Source organism: Pseudomonas sp. RIT-PI-o (assembly GCF_001297215.1).
Lineage (GTDB): Bacteria > Pseudomonadota > Gammaproteobacteria > Pseudomonadales > Pseudomonadaceae > Aquipseudomonas > Aquipseudomonas moraviensis_A.
The window spans coordinates 60,349-82,335 of sequence record NZ_LHPA01000041.1; the positions used below are offsets into that span (position 1 = coordinate 60,349).

The 21,987-nt window shown below is 59.3% G+C and carries 21 protein-coding genes, 4 tRNA genes and 1 riboswitch; of the genes, 8 read left to right on the plus strand and 17 right to left on the minus strand.

Features of this window, described 5'->3' with window-relative positions:
• The first annotated feature begins 152 nt into the window (after positions 1–152).
• The 3 genes from flgM to AEQ63_RS22600 all read left to right on the plus strand — a co-directional run bounded on the left by flgM (position 153) and on the right by AEQ63_RS22600 (position 1,834).
• Complete coding sequence (flgM, locus tag AEQ63_RS22590) at positions 153–479, plus strand: flagellar biosynthesis anti-sigma factor FlgM (RefSeq protein ID WP_042607188.1); 327 nt, start codon at positions 153–155, stop codon at positions 477–479.
• Positions 480–527: 48 nt separating this feature from the next.
• Positions 528–995, plus strand: a complete 468-nt coding sequence (locus tag AEQ63_RS22595) for a flagella synthesis protein FlgN (RefSeq protein WP_064364856.1) — start codon at positions 528–530, stop codon at positions 993–995.
• Positions 996–1,087: 92 nt separating this feature from the next.
• A complete protein-coding gene (locus AEQ63_RS22600; RefSeq protein WP_064364857.1) occupies positions 1,088–1,834 on the plus strand; it encodes a flagellar brake protein in 747 nt (248 codons plus the stop codon).
• A 186-nt stretch (positions 1,835–2,020) separates the two neighbouring features.
• Here AEQ63_RS22600 and AEQ63_RS22605 read toward each other — a convergent pair whose 3' ends face one another.
• From AEQ63_RS22605 to AEQ63_RS22625, 5 genes are all read right to left on the minus strand, one after another.
• Positions 2,021–3,400, minus strand: a complete 1,380-nt coding sequence (locus AEQ63_RS22605) for an MFS transporter (RefSeq protein WP_064364860.1) — start codon at positions 3,398–3,400, stop codon at positions 2,021–2,023.
• 69 nt (positions 3,401–3,469) lie between these two features.
• Positions 3,470–4,711 carry a glutamine synthetase family protein gene (locus AEQ63_RS22610; protein WP_177330616.1) on the minus strand — a complete coding sequence of 414 codons (1,242 nt, stop codon included), beginning with the start codon at positions 4,709–4,711 and terminating at the stop codon, positions 3,470–3,472.
• Positions 4,712–5,019: 308 nt separating this feature from the next.
• Positions 5,020–5,712, minus strand: a complete 693-nt coding sequence (locus AEQ63_RS22615) for a sensor histidine kinase (protein WP_039757863.1) — start codon at positions 5,710–5,712, stop codon at positions 5,020–5,022.
• A complete protein-coding gene (locus AEQ63_RS22620; protein WP_042607193.1) occupies positions 5,709–7,313 on the minus strand; it encodes a tetratricopeptide repeat-containing response regulator in 1,605 nt (534 codons plus the stop codon). The genes AEQ63_RS22615 and AEQ63_RS22620 overlap by 4 nt, the downstream gene beginning before the upstream one ends.
• Positions 7,314–7,681: 368 nt before the next feature.
• Positions 7,682–7,758 (minus strand) — tRNA-Arg (locus AEQ63_RS22625).
• 298 nt (positions 7,759–8,056) lie between these two features.
• Between AEQ63_RS22625 and AEQ63_RS22630 the strand changes: the two genes are divergently transcribed.
• Both AEQ63_RS22630 and AEQ63_RS22635 read left to right on the plus strand, forming a co-directional pair.
• Complete coding sequence (locus AEQ63_RS22630) at positions 8,057–8,290, plus strand: hypothetical protein (RefSeq protein WP_064364863.1); 234 nt, start codon at positions 8,057–8,059, stop codon at positions 8,288–8,290.
• Positions 8,291–8,310: 20 nt separating this feature from the next.
• Positions 8,311–8,490: a PA3371 family protein gene (locus AEQ63_RS22635; RefSeq protein WP_016773599.1), complete on the plus strand. Its 180-nt coding sequence runs from the start codon at positions 8,311–8,313 to the stop codon at positions 8,488–8,490.
• On the opposite strand, the gene phnN is transcribed toward AEQ63_RS22635, so the two are convergent.
• The gene (gene phnN / locus AEQ63_RS22640; protein WP_064364865.1) at positions 8,465–9,034 is read right to left on the minus strand and encodes a phosphonate metabolism protein/1,5-bisphosphokinase (PRPP-forming) PhnN; all 570 of its coding nucleotides are present in this window, start codon (positions 9,032–9,034) and stop codon (positions 8,465–8,467) included. The two genes, AEQ63_RS22635 and phnN, sit on opposite strands and share 26 nt — an antisense overlap.
• A 387-nt stretch (positions 9,035–9,421) precedes the next feature.
• Here phnN and AEQ63_RS22645 point away from each other — a divergent pair, with 387 nt between their 5' ends.
• The gene (locus AEQ63_RS22645; RefSeq protein WP_003178899.1) at positions 9,422–9,748 is read left to right on the plus strand and encodes an Arc family DNA-binding protein; all 327 of its coding nucleotides are present in this window, start codon (positions 9,422–9,424) and stop codon (positions 9,746–9,748) included.
• A gap of 119 nt (positions 9,749–9,867) precedes the next feature.
• Here AEQ63_RS22645 and mgtE read toward each other — a convergent pair whose 3' ends face one another.
• Entirely contained in the window at positions 9,868–11,310 is a 1,443-nt protein-coding gene (gene mgtE / locus AEQ63_RS22650; protein WP_016773597.1) for a magnesium transporter, read from the minus strand.
• Positions 11,311–11,631: 321 nt separating this feature from the next.
• Here mgtE and AEQ63_RS22655 point away from each other — a divergent pair, with 321 nt between their 5' ends.
• Positions 11,632–12,144 carry a hypothetical protein gene (locus AEQ63_RS22655; RefSeq protein WP_064364867.1) on the plus strand — a complete coding sequence of 171 codons (513 nt, stop codon included), beginning with the start codon at positions 11,632–11,634 and terminating at the stop codon, positions 12,142–12,144.
• Between the two features lie 19 nt (positions 12,145–12,163).
• Here the strand turns inward: AEQ63_RS22655 and AEQ63_RS22660 are convergent.
• The 7 genes from AEQ63_RS22660 to ltaE form a co-directional block, all read right to left on the minus strand.
• A tRNA-Arg gene (locus AEQ63_RS22660) sits at positions 12,164–12,240 on the minus strand.
• 72 nt (positions 12,241–12,312) lie between these two features.
• Positions 12,313–12,389: transfer RNA gene (locus AEQ63_RS22665), tRNA-Arg, on the minus strand.
• Between the two features lie 107 nt (positions 12,390–12,496).
• Positions 12,497–12,587, minus strand: a tRNA-Ser gene (locus AEQ63_RS22670).
• A gap of 62 nt (positions 12,588–12,649) precedes the next feature.
• Entirely contained in the window at positions 12,650–12,838 is a 189-nt protein-coding gene (gene csrA / locus AEQ63_RS22675; protein ID WP_002554426.1) for a carbon storage regulator CsrA, read from the minus strand.
• Between the two features lie 186 nt (positions 12,839–13,024).
• Positions 13,025–14,266 (minus strand): aspartate kinase, encoded by a 1,242-nt coding sequence (locus AEQ63_RS22680; protein ID WP_016773595.1) that lies wholly within the window; start codon positions 14,264–14,266, stop codon positions 13,025–13,027.
• A 90-nt stretch (positions 14,267–14,356) separates the two neighbouring features.
• Complete coding sequence (alaS, locus tag AEQ63_RS22685) at positions 14,357–16,972, minus strand: alanine--tRNA ligase (RefSeq protein ID WP_064364869.1); 2,616 nt, start codon at positions 16,970–16,972, stop codon at positions 14,357–14,359.
• 146 nt (positions 16,973–17,118) lie between these two features.
• Positions 17,119–18,123, minus strand: coding sequence for a low-specificity L-threonine aldolase (gene ltaE, locus AEQ63_RS22690; RefSeq protein ID WP_064364871.1), 1,005 nt, complete (start codon positions 18,121–18,123; stop codon positions 17,119–17,121).
• Positions 18,124–18,313: 190 nt separating this feature from the next.
• A riboswitch (FMN riboswitch) is annotated at positions 18,314–18,484 on the plus strand.
• A 103-nt stretch (positions 18,485–18,587) separates the two neighbouring features.
• On the opposite strand from ltaE, the gene AEQ63_RS22695 reads away from it, so the two are divergent.
• Positions 18,588–19,097: a 6,7-dimethyl-8-ribityllumazine synthase gene (locus tag AEQ63_RS22695; RefSeq protein ID WP_016773593.1), complete on the plus strand. Its 510-nt coding sequence runs from the start codon at positions 18,588–18,590 to the stop codon at positions 19,095–19,097.
• 161 nt (positions 19,098–19,258) lie between these two features.
• Here AEQ63_RS22695 and astE read toward each other — a convergent pair whose 3' ends face one another.
• From astE to astB, 3 genes are read right to left on the minus strand one after another with little or no spacing between them, the layout of a single operon-like run.
• Positions 19,259–20,266 (minus strand): succinylglutamate desuccinylase, encoded by a 1,008-nt coding sequence (astE, locus tag AEQ63_RS22700; protein ID WP_064364873.1) that lies wholly within the window; start codon positions 20,264–20,266, stop codon positions 19,259–19,261.
• Between the two features lie 12 nt (positions 20,267–20,278).
• The gene (locus tag AEQ63_RS22705) at positions 20,279–20,569 is read right to left on the minus strand and encodes a hypothetical protein (RefSeq protein WP_016773591.1); all 291 of its coding nucleotides are present in this window, start codon (positions 20,567–20,569) and stop codon (positions 20,279–20,281) included.
• A 57-nt stretch (positions 20,570–20,626) separates the two neighbouring features.
• Positions 20,627–21,973 (minus strand): N-succinylarginine dihydrolase, encoded by a 1,347-nt coding sequence (gene astB, locus AEQ63_RS22710; protein ID WP_064364875.1) that lies wholly within the window; start codon positions 21,971–21,973, stop codon positions 20,627–20,629.
• Positions 21,974–21,987: the final 14 nt, after the last annotated feature.

Here is a 21,987-nt window from a genome sequence, read left to right on the forward strand (position 1 = left end):
GAGAAAACTGGCGCCGATCCCGTCGCTTCCCTAAACTGTGCCGCAGCAGGTCTCGCAACGGCGCATGCAAGCTTATGGTTGATTGGGCCTAAAGTTTTTCAGGGGATAGCCGAAAACATGGCAAGCGTCCAAATTCCCAGAGGTTTTTTATCATGGTTATCGATTTCAACCGATTGAACAGTTCCTCGTCACTTACCGGCAGTACACGTACCAGCAACGCCAAGGAAAGCGCTGAAAACAGCCCTTCCGCGCCGCTGAATACCCAGGCCGAACCGGCCAGTGCCGCCAAAAGCGGGGAATCGGTACACCTCAGCAATGAGGCTCAACAGTTGCAGAAGGTCACTGACAAGCTGCGCGATCAACCTGCTGTCGACAAAGCCCGCGTGGCCGAGTTGAAAGCCGCGATTGCCGATGGCAGCTATAAAGTCGACAGCAACCGTGTAGCCAGCAAACTGCTCAACTTCGAAGCCCAGCGCTAGGCTTTTGCCGGCGCCAGGCTTTTGGACGCTTAAACCCCAAGGCCAGCCATGCACGACACTAACTTATTGCAACTGATCAACGACGACTTTGCTCCAGCGCAACAATTGCTGGAGTTATTGCAAACCGAATCCCTCGCTTTGCACGGTCGTGACATGCCGCTGCTGGAAGAAATTCTGGCAACCAAGCAGGCGTTGATCATTTTGCTTGAACAGCATGGCCGCAAGCGCAGCGAAATCCTCGCCAGCCTCAATCTGCCGACCGACCGCAGCGGCCTTGAGCAACTGGCCAGCCAGTCGAGCATTGGCGACCAGTTGCTGGCCCAGGGCGATGCCCTGACCGCGCTGATCGCACAATGTCAGGACGCCAACATCAAGAACGGCCGGTCAATCCAGATCCAGCAGGCGACCACGGCCAATCAGCTGAAGATCCTCACCGGCGGTGAGCCGCCAGCGCTTTACGACGCCAGCGGGACCTTTGCCAAACCGGTCAAGCCGCGAACGCTCAGCCAGGCATGAGCCATTCGGTGGCCCTGCACTATCCACTCGCGCAACATGCTGGCAAAATACTGGCCAGTCGTAGTCTTATTTTGTCTGGAGATTGAAGAACCGTGTCCAACACCCTAAGCGCGGATGATGCCCCGCAGCCCCCGAAGGTGCTCCCCACGCCACTGGAAATCTCCAGCAACCTGCGCCAGCTGCAAGACAGCCATGACCCGCTGATCATCACCTTCCATGAACGCAGCCAGCGCTTCCAGAGTTACCTGATCAAGGTCGACCGTGAAACCGCGACGATTGCGCTGGACGAAATGATCCCCCGCGATGGCGAGCGTTTCCTGCAGGCTGGCGAACCCTTCAAGGTCGAAGGCTTTCATGACGGCGTACGCATCGCCTGGGAATGCAACGGCACGCTGAACATCGAAGAATCCGACGGCGACCGTTTCTACACCGGCGACCTGCCGAGCGAAGTGGTCTATCACCAGCGCCGCAACGCCTTCCGCGCTGCGTTGAAACTCACTGACCTGGTCAGCGTTGAACTGGGTGGTGAAAAGCTCAAGTCGCCGCTGCACGGCAAGCTGCTGGATATCTCCGCCACCGGTTGCAAGTTCCGCTTCGAAGGCGACATCACTGACCGTCTGCAACTGGGCCAGGTATACGATCGCCTGATCGCCCCGCCGCTGTTCGGCAACCAGCCAACGTCGGTCGAGCTGCGCTATCTGCACTTCGAAGAAAAACTCAACATCACCTTCGCCGGTCTGCGCTTCCACAACATCAGTGGTCAGGCTGCACGTAACGTCGAACGTTTTGTCTACCAGTTGCAGCGTGAAGCAAGACGTTTCGACAAAGACGACCTCTGAGTCGCAGCGACAAATAAAAAGGGCAGTCCCGCACAGGACTGCCCTTTTTTTATGCCTTCAAAGCTTCTGTGGCGAGGGAGCTTGCTTCCGCTGGACTGCGCAACAGGCCCAGCTTTTAAACAAAGAAAGGGCCGCCTCGCGCCTCAGCGCAAGCAAGCTCCCTCGCCACAGTAAGCGCGTGATATCTCAGGGTCTGCCGCCGCTGATATCCGCCGCAGGTGTGTCATGTTCATCGGCGGAATCGGTTTCGACGCCTGCCTCCGGCTGGGCGACCGGTTCCGGCTCAGAAGAGGCCGGCGCCGGATCCTGGACCATCTGCTCCTGCACCACCTGCTCATCGACACGCGGGTCAAGTGCCGCCACCAGTGGCGAGCTCGACATGCTGTCCGGCATTGCCACGTGATGCAGCGGCGCGTCGTCGACCTGATGCAGATTGGTGACCGCTTTCGGGCGAATCCGCCAGACCAGCACCAGCGCAAAGAAGCTGAAGAAGGCATACAGGCTCTGGCTGCCGAGAAACTTCATCAGCACACCGGCAAGCAGCGGCCCGATGCTCGCGCCGACGCCATAGGTCACCAGCAGCATGGCGGTCAGTGACACGCGGCGATCGCCTTCGACGTGGTCGTTGGAGAACGCCACCGCCAGCGGATACAGGCAGAACTGCACCAGCGAACAGAAGAAGCCGACCACGAACAGCACCTCCAGCGGCACCTGCGGCAAGATCGCCAATGGCAATGCCGCCACCGCGAGAAACCCGGCAAAGCAGCGAATCAGCAGCGCGCGGTCGTAGCGGTCGGACAACCAGCCCAACGGCCACTGCACCAGCAAACCGGCAAAGATGCAGCTACCCATGAACAGACCGACCTGCTCGGTCGTCAGCCCCTGTTGCGAGGCGTACAGCGGCGCAAGACCATAAAATGAACCGATGATCAGACCCGCACCGAGCACTGTACTCAGCGATTGCGGCACGCGTTTGATAAAGAAGCGCGGCTCCATCGGCGCCGGATGCAGCGGCGCCGGGTGGATCCGCTGGGTCAGGGTCACCGGTACCAGACACAGGGCAAAGCACAGCGCCACCAGCATCAGCAGTTCCAGGCCTAGGCCAGGGTGCATGACCAGAATCAGTTGGCCGAGCACCAGGCCCAGATACGACGCGATCATGTAACCGCTGAACACCAGCCCGCGCTGATTGGCGTCGGCCTGTTCGTTGAGCCAGCTCTCGATGACCATGTACTGACACATCATGCCCAGACCGACGATCGTCCGCAGCACTATCCACGCCGGCAGCCAATCTACCAGGCCATGGCCGAGCACCGCCGCGCCGACGATCCCGGCACACGCCGAGTACGCACGGATATGCCCGACCCGGGCGATCAGGCGATGGCCGATCTTGCCGCCCAGCACCAGACCGAAATAGTTGGCCGCCATCAGCGCACCGACCCACAGACCGTCGACATTGTCGGCGGCCAGACGCAAAGCCAGATAAGTAGAGAGAAGGCCTGAGCCGATCAACATCATCAGCGAGGCGAAATACAGCGCTCGAAAGGATTTCCAGATTTGGCGCATCGGCGTTCCGAGCGGCTCCTTGCAGTAAGTACCGGGCTATCGCAACGATAGCCCGGTGGCGGCGAAACGTCAGGCCTGGGCGGCCAGCACACGGCGCTCCCAGGGAGTGATTTCATCAAAGAAGCTGGTCAACTCCATGGTCTTCGAAGCGATGTAGCCTTCGATGAACTCCGCTCCGAACAGTTCCCTGGCCAACTGGCTACGTTTCAGACGTTCAAGCGCGGCGTGCAAGGTACATGGCAAGGCGAGGTTATCCGGCACGGCGAATTCGCCCTGAATCGCCGCGCTCGGCTCCAGCTCCTGTTCGATGCCGTGCAAACCCGCGGCCAGGCTGGCGGCGATTGCCAGATACGGATTCGCGTCGGCGCCCGGCAGACGATTTTCGACCCGACGTGCGGCCGGCGAGCTGGCGGGAATACGCAAGCCGGCTGCGCGATTGTCATGGGACCAACAGGCATTGTTCGGCGACGCGTACGGATGACACAGGCGCTGATAGGAATTCACGTTGGGCGCGAACAGTGCGGTGAAATCGGCAAGGCCGGCCTGCTGCCCACCGATGAAGTGACGGAACATCGCCGTCGGCTCGCCGTTCGAGTCGGTGAAGACATTCTTGCCGCTGCCGATTTCGACGATGCTCTGGTGAATGTGCATCGAACTGCCCGGCGTGTGCGCCAGCGGCTTGGCCATGCACACCACGCTCAGGCCATGCTTGAGCGCGAGTTCCTTGAGCAGGTGCTTGAACAGGAACGTCTGATCGGCCAGCAGCAGCGGATCGCCGTGCAGGAGGTTGATTTCGAACTGGCTGACGCCCATCTCATGCATGAAGGTGTCGCGTGGCAGGCCGAGGGCCGCCATGCATTTATACACTTCGCTGAAGAATGGCCGCAGACCATTATTGGAGCTGACGCTGAAGGCCGACTGGCCATCTTCGCGACGGCCATCGAGGCCTACCGGCGGACGGAACGGCTGGGTCGGATCGGTATTCGGTGCGAAGACAAAGAATTCCAGCTCGGTCGCCACCACCGGCGCCAGACCGTGCGCGGCATAACGGGCAATGACCGCTTTGAGCTGGCCGCGGGTCGAGAGGCTGGAGCTCTCCCCGCTCAGTTCGTCGGCGTCGCAAATCGCCATGGCGCGGGGCTCGTCGCTCCAGGGCAAACGATGAATCTGCGCCGGATCGGCGACCAGCGCCAGATCGCCGTCATCGCTGCCGTAAAACCGCGCCGGCGGATAACCGCCCATGATGCATTGCAGCAGCACACCCCGCGCCAGCTGCAAACGCCGCCCTTCGAGGAAACCCTCGGCGGTCATCACCTTGCCCCGTGGCACACCGTTCAGATCCGGGGTGACACATTCAATCTCATCAATGCCGGTCAATCGCTGCGCGAGTGAACCCTGGCCATCGGTTGTCATGACGCAATCCTTGTTATTGTGCGAGCCGCGAACGGCGACCCGGACAAAATAGGCTGCGCCTGTTCGGAATATCAAGCAGCGCTCACAAAAATCCCGGATCTTGCGTAGGAGCTGACGAGTGCAACGAGGCTGCGATCTTTTGATCTCAAAAAAACAAAGTCAAAAGATCGCAGCCTCGTTGCACTCGTCAGCTCCTACAGGTCATGTCAGGGCAAGTAGAGGCTGAACACCCCGCCACCCAACGGCCCGCCATTGCTGATTTCTGTGCGCCCTTCGACACCATTGCGCTGATGCAGCGCCGCGATGCGATTGGCGAAATACAGACCCAGGCCGGTGCTGCCGCTGCTGTGATTGATGCCCTGCACATAATCGGCCTGGCGCTCGAGCATCTGCGCCGGGTAGCCGTCGCCATCGTCGTTGATACTCAACACCAATTGCCCGGCTTCGTCGCTGACGGTGATCAACAGCGACTCGCGGGCGTAACGGATGGCATTGTTGATGCAGTTGCCGAGCACCGAGGCGATCAGCTCGCGATCGAAGAAACCCAGCGGGCTCAGCGGATCGACTTCGTAGGTGGCGATGATGCCGCGACTGGCGAACACCTCTTGGTGCGCGGCCAGTTGCGCTTCGATGAAGTCGTCGAGTTCGTGATAGGCCGGCTGCAATGGCAACTGGTTGACGCCGAGTTTGTACAGCCCGAGCAACTGCACGAGCATGCCGTTGAGGTGGGCGAACTCGAAATCGATCACGCCCTGCTCCGAGCCGTCGCGCAGCTCTTTCGGCAAACGTGCGAGCCACTGGCTGTGCGCCTGCATCAACATCGCCAGGGAGTTCTTCATGTCATGGACGGTGGAGGCAATCACCGTGGAAAAATCCAGCGCCGGATCAATTGGGTTCATTCGCCAAACGCCTTGCTTTTCAGCTTCTGATAACGCGCAAACCGCGCGTCGGTGTCGGGCATCAGGCCAACCAGTTTCAGGCAGGCCCGACATTCTTCCAGCTCCGCCGACGGCACACTGGTGTCGGTGCCGTGCAGCAGCGACTGGGCCAGGTTCAGCGCAATACTGATGTTTTTCGGTTGCAACTTGAGCGCCTTGCGGAACACCTCGCGGGCCTCGACCAGATTGCCGGTCTTGTACACGCGCACGCCCTGACGGTTGAGATCGGCCGCAGCGTTACTCGAGCTGAGGATGGTCGGATCGTCGGTGAGCTTGGCAATGTCTTTCATCACCGCCGGGTCATCGCCGTAGATTTCCGCGCAGCTCTTGAGCATCGAAGTGCCCGCCTCGGCCTGACCGAGCATCTGCAACTGCTTGGCCACCAGCAACGCCGCCTCGGGACTCATGAATTGCTCCATACCATCGAGGCGCATCAATGCTTGTTCGGTAAGTTTGTCTGCGGTTTCGGCGTCGTTGAGCAACAGGCTGGTGGCCTTCATCAGCCGCGCACGAATTTGCAGGCCGGGATCGCTCGGGTTCTCTTTAGCCACAGCGCTGAGCGTCGTGTTGATTTCCAGCCGCGTGCGCGTGTCGAGGCCGCGATCACTGCCCTTGCTGATCAGCGCGTGCGCCAGACCGAGGTTGCTTTCCGGGTCCTTGAAACGCGACTGCGCGCCCTGCGCCACGGCCTGACGATAAGCGCGCGAGGCGGTTTCAAAATCCTCGTTGGCCATCGCCAGTTTGCCCAGCAGAGCCTGACGACGCACCGCCAGCGGCGACAAACGAATCGCCTCTTCCAGCACCCGCTGCGCGCCTTTGCTGTCGCCTTCGGCCACCAGCACATCGGCCATGCCGTCATACAGCGCTGGCATCATCGGGAAGACTTTCAGGGCTTTTTCATAAACTTCTTTGGCCTGCGTTACCTGCCCGCGCTTGAACAGCAACTTGCCCAATCCGGCGAAGGCCCAAGGCAACGGGCGGTCGGCGATGATGCCGTCGTAGAGTCGCTCCAGCGCTTCGTTCTGATTCATGTCGCGCAGCGCATCGGCACGGTAGCGCAGGCACAGCGGCGAATAGCGGATGTCCTGTTTGCACAGGGCAATACAGGCATTGAGCACCTCGACCGGCTTACCGCGATCGAGGGCCTGCAGAATCGGTTTGAGCAACGTTTTGCGTTGCTCCAGACGTTCAAGGCGCTGCGCCAGCCCGGAACGGTTGAACGGCTTGGTCAGGTAGGCATCCGGCTCGTGCTCCAGGGCACTGAGCACCATCGCCTGACTGGTCTCGGCAGTGACCATGACGAACACCGCTTCGTGGCTGATGAGCTTTTCCGACATCAGGTCTTCGAGCACCTGCTGGCCGTTCTTCTTGCCGTCGCCGAGGTGGAAGTCCTGAAGAATGAAATCGTAGGACTTCTGCGAACACATCTTCAGCGCCTGCTCGCCGGTGTCGGCAGTATCGACATCCTTGACACCGAGCTCACGCAACATCGAACGCACGGAACTGCGGAAATCGGAAAAATCATCGACGATCAGAAAGCTTTTTTGGTGATACGACGACATCGAGGATTTCCAGGCAATTGAAGAAAACGAACCGAGGCGATTTCAGGCGCGCAGATGATAGCTGGAGGCCATGCACCATCAAGCGATTTCGCGCGAGTGTGAACTCACCGTTCGGGTTATCGGCCAAAAGTGCCGGGGCCTGAGGGTGGTGCTTCAAGATTCTTCATTGGAGTATTACGAAAGCGCTGCTGGCTCAATTGAATCCTGTCTGCCCTCCCAGGAATGACACCTCGAACTTACCGGTCTGAATACCGATAAGAAGAAAATACACATCCGGCAAATCATCTCGACTGCGCGGCGCCTGACGCCCAAACCAAAAAGCCCCGTCGCACGGGTAAATGCGATGGGGCTTTTCGATGTTTGTAAGGTGGTGTCCCAGGCGGGGTTCGAACCTGCAACCTTCCCCTTAGGAGGGGGATGCTCTATCCAATTGAGCTACTGAGACACTGAGTGAAGCGCGCTGTATGCGGCGCGACAGACGGCGTGCATGTTAACGGCCAGCCCCTGTTTTGTCATGTCGTCCGTAGGGCTTTTTAAGTGTAGGCAAGCGCCGTGCAAGATTGCGGGAACTTTTACCGGGCAATTTGCACTACGCGAAAATGCGCTCATTGCAGATTGCAATCAGCGCATTCCTAAAAACCTTACCAATCCCTTGTTTTTAAAGGACTTATCAGCCGTTACACTGTTGGCACGGCGACTGCTATGCCTGTTCTATCAAAAAGAACAATTTGGAGCGTCGTGCCATGAACAGCACCCTCTTGCTTGCAAACGCAGCGGCTTTGGCTTTCTTGCTCGGATCGCATTTTTTCCCCAAGGCTGAGGTTGAGCGGCCAGTGGCGCAACGCATGCCGCATTACCTGCAGGTGCAGAAAGCGCCGCAGTGGGCAGTGTTGAGTGATCGCAGCGACGCTTCTACGCACATGGTCAGCGAACCTGAGCAAGCCTCGGCGCCAACCACCGAACGTCTGGTTTTTTGAAATATCTTCAGGAGTACAACATGTCCAAATCGGCGACAGGATTTCTGATCCTCGCTTTACTGAGTGGCGTTACCCATCTGGCGCTGTTCGAGGAGACGGAAGTCACCTTGCCTCTGGTTGGCTGTGGCGTGTTTGCGGTGCTTTTCGTGCTGGCTCTGATCGCCGGGCGCAAGATCAAATTCGATCCGGTTCTGCGTTGAGCCGAATCAATTCCAGTAGCGCGGAAACAGCGTCAGCAAGGTCACCAGAATTGTCGATGTGATAAACGGGGCTGTCGCTGGATCTGCGGTCTTTGAACAGCGCATTGCGCGCCAGCCTGGCATCGATCTGCTCAGGGGTTTCCCGACCCCGCCTGAGCAGTCGCTGGCGCAGAACCTCGTCGTTGACCGTCAGCAGGATCGGCACGAGGGCCGGGTACAGCTCCATCGCTTGGCGCAGGTTTGCTCTTGAACCATTGACCAAGACATGGCGCCCACCTCGCAACCATTGATCCATTTCAATGGGAATGCCGTAAGACAGGCCATTTGCTTGCCAGGCCAGAGAAAACGCTCCGGCCTGCTTTTGCCGATCGAACTCTTGCGGCGTCACGCCAATCGCATCCTCGCCGACGGACTCCGCTGATCGGGTGATTACCCGACGCATGATTTCGCAGTTCAACTCACGCAATGGCTCACGCGATGCGTCGATCAGGCTGTCCTTGCCCGAACCGGACGGTCCCATCAGGTAAAAAAGCTTGCCATCCATCCTGTAAACGCCCTCCGACGGGACCTGCCTCTAGTAAATCGGCAAATTGCCACTATCCTGTACACATAGGGATAAGAATAGCGAGCCGCATAGCATGCACGTTCCGAGGTCTTCGGACATCTACAGATGCGCATGTCGAAGCATGCAGCGATACGGATGGATGGAAAGTTTTCCAACCAGTCCGCATTTCTGACAACTGGTGCTGGCATTACGCCTTTACCCGGCTCAATATTTGTCACAGAATTGGCGCCAATGATCTGGCAATTTTGAGGCATGATGCCGGCCTCTTAACAATTCAGGTTGAACCAATTGGTCCGGATGCTTGTCCTACCACACATCCTGCGGCCAATCCCGAGAACCGCTCCCCTGAACTAACCGGTTAAATATATGCGCCCATTGAAACAGGCAATTTATTCCAGCCGTACGGCTGACAAGTTTGTCGTACGTCTGCCAGACGGAATGCGTGAACGCATTGCCGAGGTGGCTCGCAATCATCATCGCAGCATGAACTCCGAGATCATTGCGCGCCTTGAGCAGAGTCTTATTCAGGAAGGCGCACTGGGCGAAGAGCTGAGCATGCGCCTGGACAGCCCGGAGCTGTCGCTGCACGAGCGCGAGCTGTTGCAACGCTTCCGTCAGTTGTCGCATCGTCAGCAAAACGCCTTGGTGTCGCTGATCGCCCACGACGCTGAAATGGCCGCAGACGCGTCCTGAGTCATACCGAACACATTAAAGCCAGCATGATTGCTGGCTTTTTTTTGCCTCGGTTTTGAGTTTTCGCAGCCATGAAAAAGCCCGTCAATTTGACGGGCTTTGTATTTGTTATCAGATGATCAGAGCAGGAAGATCGTCGCCAGACCGAGGAAGATGAAAAAGCCGCCACTGTCCGTCATTGCGGTGATCATCACACTGGCGCCCATCGCCGGATCCCGGCCCATCTTCGCCAGCGTCATCGGGATCAACACCCCCATCAACGCGGCCAGCAACAGGTTGAGCGTCATTGCCGCCGTCATCACCACGCCGAGCGACCAACTGCCGTAGAGCATGTACGCGACCACACCGATCACCCCGCCCCAGACCAGACCGTTGATCAAACCGACCGCCAGCTCTTTGCGCATCAAGCGCGAGGTGTTGCCGGTGCTGACCTGATCCAGCGCCATGGCGCGCACGATCATGGTGATGGTCTGGTTGCCGGAGTTGCCGCCGATACCGGCGACGATCGGCATCAGCGCCGCCAGCGCTACCAGTTTTTCGATCGAGCCTTCGAACAGGCCGATCACCCGCGATGCCACGAACGCAGTGATCAGGTTCACCGCCAGCCAGGCCCAACGGTTGCGCAGGGATTTCCACACCGACGCGAAAATGTCTTCCTCTTCACGCAGACCGGCCATATTGAGGACTTCGCTTTCGCTTTCCTCACGGATCAGGTCGACCATTTCATCGATGGTCAGACGGCCGATCAGCTTGCCGTTCTTGTCAACCACCGGGGCCGAGATCAAGTCGTAACGCTCGAATGCCTGAGCGGCGTCGTAGGCATCTTCGTCCGGGTGGAAACTCACCGGATCGCTGGCCATCACTTCGGCGACCTGCTTCTCCGGATCGTTGACCAGCAGACGCTTGATCGGCAGCACGCCTTTGAGCACGCCGTCGTAATCGACTACGAACAATTTGTCGGTGTGACCAGGTAGCTCTTTGAGGCGACGCAGGTAACGCAGAACCACTTCGAGGCTGACGTCCTCACGGATCGTCACCATCTCGAAGTCCATCAGCGCACCGACCTGATCCTCGTCATAAGACAGGGCCGAGCGCACGCGTTCGCGCTGCTGGTTATCCAGACTTTCCATCAGCTCATGGACAACGTCTCGCGGCAGCTCGGAAGCCAGGTCAGCGAGTTCGTCGGCGTCCATGTCCTTGGCCGCGGCCAGGAGCTCGTGATCGTCCATGTCGGCGATCAGCGTTTCACGGACGGAATCGGATACTTCGAGAAGAATGTCGCCGTCGCGATCGGCCTTGACCAATTGCCAGAGGGTCAGACGATCGTCCAGCGGCAAGGCTTCGAGAATGTAGGCGACGTCGGCGGAGTGCAGATCATCGAGCTTGCGTTGCAGCTCGACAAGGTTTTGCCGGTGAACCAGGTTCTCCACGCGGTCGTGATGCGGACCTTCCTGACGATGAGTCAGGTCTTCAACGACACGCTGGCGCTGCAGCAACTCGACGACCTGAGCCAGGCGGTCCTGCAGGCTTTCCTGAGTTTTCTTTACTTCGATTTCGGACATAGGCGAACTCCACTCCCAGCAGCGGGGCACGCCGGAAGGATCAATCAGTCAATTCTTGATTGGTGAAACGGTTTACTGAACAACTACTGGGTAAGTCCATGGAGGATTTCCATAAGCCCCGGCGGGGCTGACGGGCGCAATGATACACGCCTGACGGTTTAAAACGTTGAAAAAATCACGGCTGAAACAAGCGCTTGCGAAACAAACCTGAGCGCCTTCCTGACCCGTGCAAATGCGACGACTCATCTTGAAAAGAAAACACACCGGCAATGGAAAAAGCAGCGACTACCCTTGAGCGTAGATCGTCATGGAGGACATCGAATGCCAGCAAAACCCGAGCTTTTTCTACTGACCGCTCTGCTCCACGTCACGCCTTCCAAGGCCACCACACTTCATCGTTGCCAGGGCGCTGACGGCAGCGTCACCTTTACATCGATGAGCTGCGCAGCCGGCGAACAGCTGTCGCTTCAGGAGGTTCATCCCTATTCTCCCGGCTGGGTCGCAATCATGCCGGAGTTCGATCACGAAGCTGTGACCGGCATGAAAGACAGCGGACGCGAACCGGGCATCATCGGCGGCACTGAACATAAATGTGGAAACCTGATTGATAACAGGCAGCGACGCGAAGCGATCATCAACCGGCGAGTCATTGCCGGCATGAGCCAGCGGGATGTCGAAAGCGCGCTGGGCAAGCCGGACAAGATCAATACGCGTACGTCGACCACAAGCTATCGTTACGACCTCAAGCGAGGGCGCAGTGCTCAAATTGATTTTGATGAAAGAGGCTGTGTGAAGGGAAAAGCCAAATCCCGGACAGCAAAAAGCCCGCGTTAAACGCGGGCTTCTTGGTATATGGTGCACTCGACAGGATTCGAACCTGTGACCGCTCGGTTCGTAGCCGAGTACTCTATCCAGCTGAGCTACGAGTGCATTTTGTGTTTTTAGACCAGACCACAACTGGCTGAAACCGAGTTACTCACCTTACAGCAAATAACTCTTAAATGGTGCACTCGACAGGATTCGAACCTGTGACCGCTCGGTTCGTAGCCGAGTACTCTATCCAGCTGAGCTACGAGTGCATTTGTTGCCGCGCATTATAGGCCGTCTAATCTCTATGTCAAACACTTTTTCTAGTAATTTCAACAACTTACAGAAGAAGCCAGATTACGACGTACTAAGCAAATAATGGCGGAGAACGGGGGATTCGAACCCCCGACACCCTTTTGAGGTGTACTCCCTTAGCAGGGGAGCGCCTTCGGCCACTCGGCCAGCTCTCCGCAACACGGGGCGTATATTAACCAGCTTCTTCCCCGTTTGCAAACATAAAAATCGATAGAAATTAATGGCTTGGTTCTTCGTCCTTCTCTTTCTTTATACGCAGGTAAATTTCCTCACGGTGCACCGCAACCTCTTTCGGAGCGTTGACGCCGATACGCACCTGGTTTCCTTTGACGCCGAGCACGGTCACGGTGATTTCGCCGTCACCGATAATCAGGCTTTCCGCGCACCGACGAGTCAGAATCAGCATACCTTTCTCCTTACGCCATTCATTTCAGGGACAACAGTCTGCAAAAAAAAGGCACCCGACCTACAACCGCAGCGATCGTAGCCCTACATGCCTGAGTATTGACCAGCGCGAGCAAAAGAACAGTTCAGGGCCCGCGCCATTCAAAAATAAAGGGCGCGGTCAGACCGCGCCCTTCACAGAATCGGATTACTCGCCCTGACGGGCCGGAGCATCCAGTTCGAAAGCCGTGTGCAGCGCGCGCACGGCCAGTTCCAGGTACTTCTCTTCGATCACTACGGAAACCTTGATTTCCGACGTCGAGATCATCTGGATGTTGATGCTTTCTTTCGCCAGGGATTCGAACATGCGGCTGGCCACGCCTGCGTGGGAACGCATGCCGACGCCGACGATCGAAACCTTGGCGATTTTGGTGTCGCCAACCACTTCACGGGCACCGATCTCACGAGCGGTGTTTTCCAGCACGGTCTGTGCGGCCTGGTAGTCGTTGCGGTGCACGGTGAAGGTGAAGTCGGTGGTGTTATCGTGCGCGACGTTCTGCACGATCATGTCGACTTCGATGTTCGCGGCACTGATCGGGCCGAGAATCTTGAACGCCACGCCCGGGGTGTCTGGCACGCCACGGATGGTCAGCTTGGCTTCATCGCGATTGAAAGCGATGCCGGAAATGATCGGCTGTTCCATGGTTTCCTCTTCATCAATAGTAATGAGGGTGCCCGGACCCTCCTTGAAGCTGTGCAGTACGCGCAGCGGTACGTTGTACTTGCCGGCGAATTCCACCGCACGGATCTGCAGCACCTTGGAACCGAGGCTGGCCATTTCCAGCATCTCTTCAAAGGTGATCTTGTCCAGACGCTGAGCGACCGGCACCACCCGCGGGTCGGTGGTGTAGACACCGTCGACGTCGGTGTAGATCTGGCATTCATCCGCCTTCAAGGCTGCCGCCAGCGCCACGCCAGTGGTATCGGAACCGCCACGCCCGAGAGTGGTGATGTTGCCGTGCTCGTCGACGCCCTGGAAACCGGCGACAACCACCACGCGACCGGCCTTCAGATCACCGCGAATCTTCTGGTCATCAATCTGCAAGATACGCGCTTTATTGTGCGCACTGTCGGTCAGGATCCGCACCTGATTACCGGTGTACGACACCGCCGGCACACCGCGCTTGATCAGCGCCATGGCCAACAGGGCAATCGTCACCTGCTCACCGGTGGAAACGATCACGTCCAGCTCGCGCGGAACCGGTTGCGCCTCGCCACTGATTTGCTTGGCCAGATCGATCAGACGGTTGGTTTCGCCGCTCATTGCAGACAGCACAACCACCAGGTCATCGCCGGCATCGCGGAATTTCTTAACCTTGTCGGCGACCTGCTCGATTCTCTCGACAGTGCCGACCGAGGTGCCTCCAAATTTCTGTACGATCAAAGCCATTTCAAAGCCGCCTCTGCCCATGAAGGGCGCCCAATAATCTTTCCAACAGTCGCCGGGGCCGCCACTGGACTGCAGGCCCGGCGAGCCGTCTTATAAAGCCTGCTCGACGAATGGAACGGTCAGCGCCAGTGCGCCATCCAGCGCTGCGGCATCGACACCACCGCCCTGCGCCATGTCCGGACGACCACCGCCCTTCCCGCCCACTGCCGCAGCGGCCTGTTTCATCAAATCACCGGCTTTGAGTTGGCCAGTCAGGTCCTTGGTTACGCCTGCAACCAGTACGACCTTTTCCTCATGGACACCGCCGAGCAGGATCACTGCGCGGCCGAGTTTGTTTTTCAGCTGATCGACCAGCGCCAGCAGCGCCTTGCCATCCTGGCCGTCCAGACGGGCGGCCAGCACCTTCACATCCTTGACGTCCACCGCCGAGGCCGACAGATCGTCGCCCGCAGCGCTGGCTGCCTTGGCCTGCAACTGCTCGAGTTGTTTCTCCAGCAAACGGTTGCGCTCAAGTACCGCCGAGAGCTTGTCGATCAGGTTGTCGCGGCTGCCCTTGATGAGGCTGGCCGCTTCCTTGAGTTGTTCTTCCGCCGCGTTCAAGTAGGCCAGTGCTGCAGCACCGGTAACTGCCTCGATACGACGCACGCCCGATGCCACACCGCCTTCGCTGATGATTTTCAGCAGGCCGATGTCGCCGGTACGGTTGGCGTGGATACCACCGCACAGTTCGACGGAGAAGTCGCCCATGCTCAGCACGCGCACGCTGTCGCCGTACTTCTCGCCGAACAGCGCCATGGCGCCTTTGTTCTTCGCGGTTTCGATATCGGTTTCTTCGGTTTCAACCGCGGAGTTCTTGCGAATCTCGGCGTTGACGATGTCTTCCAGCTGCTTGATCTGCTCTGGCTTGATCGCTTCAAAGTGACTGAAGTCGAAACGCAGGCGCTGACTGTCGACCAACGAGCCTTTCTGCTGCACGTGCTCGCCCAGCACCTGACGCAGGGCGGCGTGCAGCAAGTGGGTGGCCGAGTGGTTCAGCGCGGTGGCGTGACGCACTTCGGCATCGACGTGGGTTTGCACCGGCGCGCCAATGGTCAGGCTGCCCGAGGCCAGCACGCCGTGGTGGAGGAACGCGCCGCCGGTCTTGGTGGTATCACGAACGTCAAAACGGCTGTCGCCGGCCTGAATGAAACCGCAGTCGCCGATCTGGCCACCGGACTCGGCGTAGAACGGCGTCTGGTTGAGCACGATCACCCCCTCCTGACCTTCGCTCAGCACGTCGACCGACTGACCATCCTTATAGATGGCGACGATTTTTGCCGAACCACTGGTGGCGGCGTAACCGGTGAATTCGGTGGCTACATCAACCTTGACCAGGGTGTTGTAGTCCAGACCGAACGAGCTGGCCGAACGTGCACGAACGCGCTGGGCTTCCATCTCGCGCTCGAAGCCGACTTCGTCGACGGTCAGGCCGCGTTCGCGAGCGATGTCGGCGGTCAGGTCCATCGGGAAGCCGTAGGTGTCGTAGAGCTTGAACACCACGTCGCCCGGCACCACGGTGCCTTTGAGCTCGGCCAGATCCTGCTCGAGGATTTTCAGGCCGTGCTCCAGGGTCTTGGAGAACTGCTCTTCTTCAGCCTTGAGCACGCGCTCGATGTTGCTTTGCTGCTTCTTCAGTTCCGGGAAGGCTTCGCCCATCTCGGCGACCAGCGCCGCAACGATCTTGTAGAAGAAGCTGCCGCTGGCGCCGAGCTTGTTGCCGTGACGGCAGGCGCGACGGATGATCCGGCGCAGCACGTAACCGCGACCTTCGTTGGACGGCAGCACGCCGTCGGCGATCAGGAAGCCGCAGGAACGAATGTGGTCGGATACGACCTTGAGCGACGACTGATCGCCGTTTTCGCAGCCGATCGCTTGCGCCGAAGCCTTCAGCAGGTTCTTGAACAGGTCGATGTCATAGTTGGAATTGACGTGCTGCATCACCGCACTGATCCGCTCCAGGCCCATGCCGGTGTCCACCGACGGCGCTGGCAACGGATGCAACACGCCATCGGCGGTGCGGTTGAACTGCATGAACACGTTGTTCCAGATCTCGATGTAGCGGTCGCCATCTTCTTCCGGCGAGCCCGGCGGGCCGCCCCAGATGTGCTCGCCGTGATCGTAGAAGATCTCGGTGCACGGGCCGCACGGGCCGGTATCGCCCATGGTCCAGAAGTTGTCGGAGGCGTAAGGCGCGCCCTTGTTGTCGCCGATGCGGATCATGCGCTCGGCCGGTACACCGATTTTCTGTGTCCAGATGTCATACGCTTCGTCGTCGGTGGCGTAGACGGTGACCCAGAGCTTTTCCTTCGGCAGCTTGAGCACGCCGGTGAGGAAGGTCCAGGCAAAGGTAATCGCGTCGTGCTTGAAGTAGTCGCCGAAGCTGAAGTTGCCGAGCATTTCGAAGAACGTGTGGTGACGCGCGGTGTAACCGACGTTTTCCAGGTCACTGTTCTTGCCGCCGGCGCGCACGCATTTCTGGCTGCTGGTGGCACGGGTGTACGCACGTTTTTCCTGGCCCAGGAAGCAGTCCTTGAACTGGTTCATCCCCGCGTTGGTGAACAGCAGGGTTGGGTCGTTGCCCGGAATCAAAGAGCTGGAGGCTACACGGGTGTGGCCTTGCTCTTCGAAGAAGCGAAGGAAGGCTTCACGGATTTCTGCGCTTTTCATTAGGTTCTTCCACGGAGGCTGCGGCCAAAGGCCTGTTCGAAACGTCGTGAGACGAAGCGACGGCAAAGGGCCGCATTATATCGGCCCTGCGCGCGGGGTACAGCGTGTTTATACGATAGAAACGGTCAATTGGACGGCTAACGCTGTCACTTGCGCGAAAACTCGACGAATGTCGCGATCACTTGCTCGATTTGCGCGCGGCTGACGTCCATGTGCGTGACCATGCGCAACCGTGCGGCGGCGCTGAGCTTGATCCCGCGTTCGCCGGCAAAGGCCTTGAGCGCTTGGGCCTTGTCGCCCATTTGCACATAAACCATGTTGGTTTGCACGGGTTCGACGACGAAACCGGCCTCACGCAGACCATCGGCGAGCACTTGCCCGTTGGCGTGATCGTCGGCCAGCCGTTCAACATGGTGATCCAGCGCATACAACCCAGCCGCCGCCAGCAAACCGGCCTGACGCATCCCGCCGCCGACCATTTTGCGCAAACGCCGCGCCTTGCCGATCAACAGTTCGGAGCCGCACAGCACCGAGCCGACCGGCGCGCCGAGGCCCTTGGACAGACACACCGACACCGAATCGAAATGCTGGGTGATCTCGCGGGCATCGACGCCGAGCCTGACCGCTGCGTTGTACAGCCGCGCACCGTCGAGGTGCAATTGCAGGCCGTGATCCTGCGTAAAGCGTCGGGCGCGCGCCAGATATTCCAGCGGCAGCACCTTGCCCTGCATGGTGTTTTCCAGCGCCAGCAGGCGGGTGCGGGCGAAATGGAAGTCGTCAGGTTTGATCACCGCCGCGACCTGATCCAGATCCAGCGACCCGTCGGCCTGCACTTCCAGCGGCTGCGGCTGGATCGAGCCGAGCACCGCCGCCCCGCCACCCTCGTACTTATAGGTGTGTGCCTGCTGACCGACGATGTACTCGTCGCCGCGCTCACAATGGGCCATCAAGCCGAGCAGATTACTCATGGTGCCGGTGGGCACGAACAACGCAGCGGCAAAGCCCAGGCGTTTGGCCAGTTCGGCTTCGAGGCGATTGACCGTCGGATCTTCGCCGTACACATCGTCTCCGGTGTCCGCTGCGGTCATCGCTTCGAGCATGGCGGGAGTCGGTTGGGTAACGGTGTCGCTGCGAAGATCGATAACGCTCATGAACCTGGCCTCTGGTCAGCAGGGAGAATCCCTTTGTGAAGTGGGATTACTGCGGTCAACGCGCGGATTAATCAAGCCTTGAACAAGGAAAAATCATCATCCTCAGAAAGAAGCACAATCCATGTGGGGGTCTGTGCAGGACCGGAAAATATGTGTTACAAACTTGCCGCCGCCCGCCTATGGGCGGCGAAAACGTTCTCAGGGCGGGGTGCAATTCCCCACCGGCGGTAATTGCGCGCAATGCGCATAGCCCGCGAGCGCTTGGCGCTGCACACGACTTGATCGGGTGCGTCGGCAAGGTCAGCAGACCCGGTGTGATTCCGGGGCCGACGGTCATAGTCCGGATGAAGAGAGAACGGGATTGACGCCAAAGGGCCGTCCGCGAGCATTCGTGCCTGCGCTCGCACCCTCGCATCCCTTTCGATTCATAACGCCCTGTTTTTCACACAAACAGGAGTCAGAACATGCAACCCACCGCTATCGACAGCAAAAGCAAACACCCACAGGGCGAGCGCGTCGCGTTCATCCAGGCCTGCTGGCACAAGGAAATCGTCGACCAGAGCCGCAAAGGCTTCGTCGCCGAAATGCTGGTGCAGGGTTATCAGGAATCGGACATCGATTTCTTCGAAGTCGGCGGCGCTTTCGAAATGCCGCTGCACGCCAAGCTGCTGGCCAAGTCCGGCCGTTACGCCGGCATCGTCGCCGCCGCCCTGGTGGTGGACGGCGGCATCTACCGCCACGAGTTCGTTGCGCAATCGGTGGTCAGTGGCCTGATGCAGGTGCAGCTGGAAACCGAAGTGCCGGTGTTCTCGGTGTCGCTGACCCCGCATCACTTTCATTCGGGCGAAGAGCACCAGAAATTCTTTTTCGAACACTTTGTGCACAAGGGCCAGGAAGCGGCACGGACTTGCGCCGATACGCTGCAGAAGATTCGCGCACTGCGCCGTACGGAGCCGCGGGCGGTAGCGGTCTGATTCCACCCGGCTGGGTGGGGACTCAAGCCCCACCCGAATTTAAATGTGGGAGCGAGCCTGCTCGCGAATGCGGTGTGTCAGCCACCATCATTTTTGGCTGGCAGTCAGCATTCGCGAGCAGGCTCGCTCCCACAGGAATTTGCTCCAGCCGCCAGATTGCGTCAGGCGAGGTTTTCGTCGGTGGTCGGGACGATCAGGATGCCGGCGCGCAGGCCGTTCTTGACCTTGGGATTGGGGAAGATGATCCGCGCGCCCTGCTCTTCGATCACCCAACGGGTATTGGCCAGGTCTTCGGCCAGCAAATAACCCGGCTCCAGCTCGGAAAAATTCTCGATGTCCGCCGGCAGGTTCAGGCGGAACGCGTCGCTGTGCTTGATGATTTCCCGCGCCACGCTGAACAGTTGCAAGCCGTCCAGCCCTGCTTCTGTCTCCGGCTCATTGCCTTCGATGATCTGCTTCAGGCGGGTTTCCAGCAGTGAGACATTGACGCCGTCGTTCTGCCCGAACGGCCGCGCCTTGCCCAGTTCCAGGGTGAAAGCCTCGGCGTCGAGCTTGTCGTAGGTATACGAACTGAAGACGATCGACGGCTTGTTCTGCAACAGCACCGCTTCCATGCCGGCGGCGCGCAGGCGCGCCAGCTCACGACGGGAATGCTGACGCCCTTCCTTCCATGGGTACAAGGCGAACTGCTCGATCTTCGAACCACGAATCGCCGTGTGCAGGTCGTAATGCAGGCGCTGGCGCTCGGGCTTGCTGAAGAAACTCGCCGCCAGCCGCTCCAGCTCACAGGCGCGCAACGCTTCCGAGCCGCTGCTTTGCTCATGACGACCGTTGAACAGCCGATTGACGTCCTGCTCGACGAAACGCTCACCCTTGCGGATCGCTTCCGGATTGCCGAACAGGAACAGAATGCGTGCACGCGGCTTCAGGTCGCCGCGTGCGATGTCGTGCAGCAACCGATCGAGCAACTCGATCGGTGCGGTTTCATTGCCGTGGATACCTGCCGACAGCAGCAGGTCCAGGCCATTGTCGCGCGCTTCCGGGGGCCGGACTTCCAGCGCCCCTTCGCTCAACCAGCGCATGCGCACGCCTTCGACAGTCAGTTGAGTCTTCTCCGCCGGTTCGCGGCCGGCGAGGGTCAGTTCAAGCAGTTTGCCGAGGGCGAGCATAGAGCGGTTTCCTTAGTGGTCGTGGTTGCAATCCGGGCCGTGTACGTGATCCTCGTCAGCGCCGAGGTCAGCCGGTTCCATTTCCAGTTGCAGACTTACCAGATTAGTCGCCAATGGGCGCAGCAGCAGGTTGGCGTACTCTTCGTCACCTTCCTCCACGTCCACGCCGATCAGCAACTGGCCGCGGCCGTCCTGCTGGATCCACAGCTCTTTGCCTTGCCACATGACCGCGACGCGGGTGCACGAGGTTTGCAGTTGCGTGCCGTCGGTGTCTTCAAGGATCAGCTGCAGGGAATCGCTCATGTTTTTACTCTCTTGGGGTGACACGCCGCGCGCCGGGTTCAGGCCGCGCGCTGGCGATCAATTGATCTGGAAAGGATAAACCGCGCCCAGTTTAAGGATTTGCGTCAGTTCATCCAGTGCCGTCCGGCATTCAAGCAGCAACTGCGGGTCCGCCAGGTCGGTTTCGCTCAGGCGGTCGCGGTAGTGCTTTTCAACCCATGCGGTCAACGAACCGTACAACGGGGCCGTCATGATAACCCCTGGGTTGACCGCCGCCAGTTCGGTTTCATTCAGCGCCACGCGCAGACGCAGGCATGCCGGGCCACCGCCGTTCTGCATGCTTTGCTTGAGATCGAAGACTTTCACTTCGCGGATCATTCCACCCGAGCTGGTCAGGCTCTGCAGATAAGCCCAGACGCGTTCGTTGGCCTGGCATTCCTGCGGCACGATCAGCAGCATCGAACCGTCGGGACGCGACAGCAACTGGCTGTTGAACAGGTAGGAACGCACCGCGTCATCGACGCTGACCGCCGAACGCGGCACGCAAACGGACTGGAAGTTGCCGCCGACCTTGGCCAGTTTGCCTTGCAGTTCGGCGAGCATCTTGTCGGTCTCGAGGAACGCGTCCTCGTGATAGAACAGAACCTCGCCGTTGCCCACAGCGATCACGTCGTTGTGGAACACGCCCTGATCGATGACGTTGGGGTTCTGTTGCGCGTAGACCACGCCTTCGTCACGCAGACCGTGCAGGCGGGCAACGGCTTGCGAGGCTTCGAGGGTCTGGCGCGCGGGGTATTTCTGCGGCGCCGGGAAACGGTTGTCGAACGCGCTGCGGCCGAACACGAAAAACTCGACGCCGGCTTCACCGTACTCACGGCAGAAGCGCGTGTGGTTGGCCGCACCTTCATCGCCAAACTGTGCCACCGCTGGCAGCGCAGCGTGATGGGCGAAGTGCTGCTGATTGGCGAACATCGCGCCGAGCACGCGACTGGTGGTCGGGTGTTCGATGCTGCGGTGGTATTTGCAATTGAGGTTGGCGGCGGTGAAATGCACGCGGCCGTCGCCGGTGTCGGCGCTCGGGCTGACCGTGGCGGCGTTGGCCACCCACATGCTCGACGCCGAGCAGCTGGCGACCAGCAGCGGCATCGCTTCTTTGGCGGCGCGCTCGATCACCTGCGCATCGGTGCCGCTGAAGCCCAGACGGCGCAGCGCGGCCACGTCGGGACGTTCCTGCGGAGCCAGCACGCCTTGCTGGAAGCCCATGTCCATCAGCGCTTTCATCTTCGCCAGACCTTGCAGCGCCGCTTCCTTCGGATTCGAGGATTGCTGACTGTTGCTCTGCGAGGCGACGTTGCCGTAGGACAGACCACCGTAGTTATGGGTCGGCCCCACTAGACCGTCAAAATTGACTTCATAGGATTTCATCAGCGAGGCTCCAC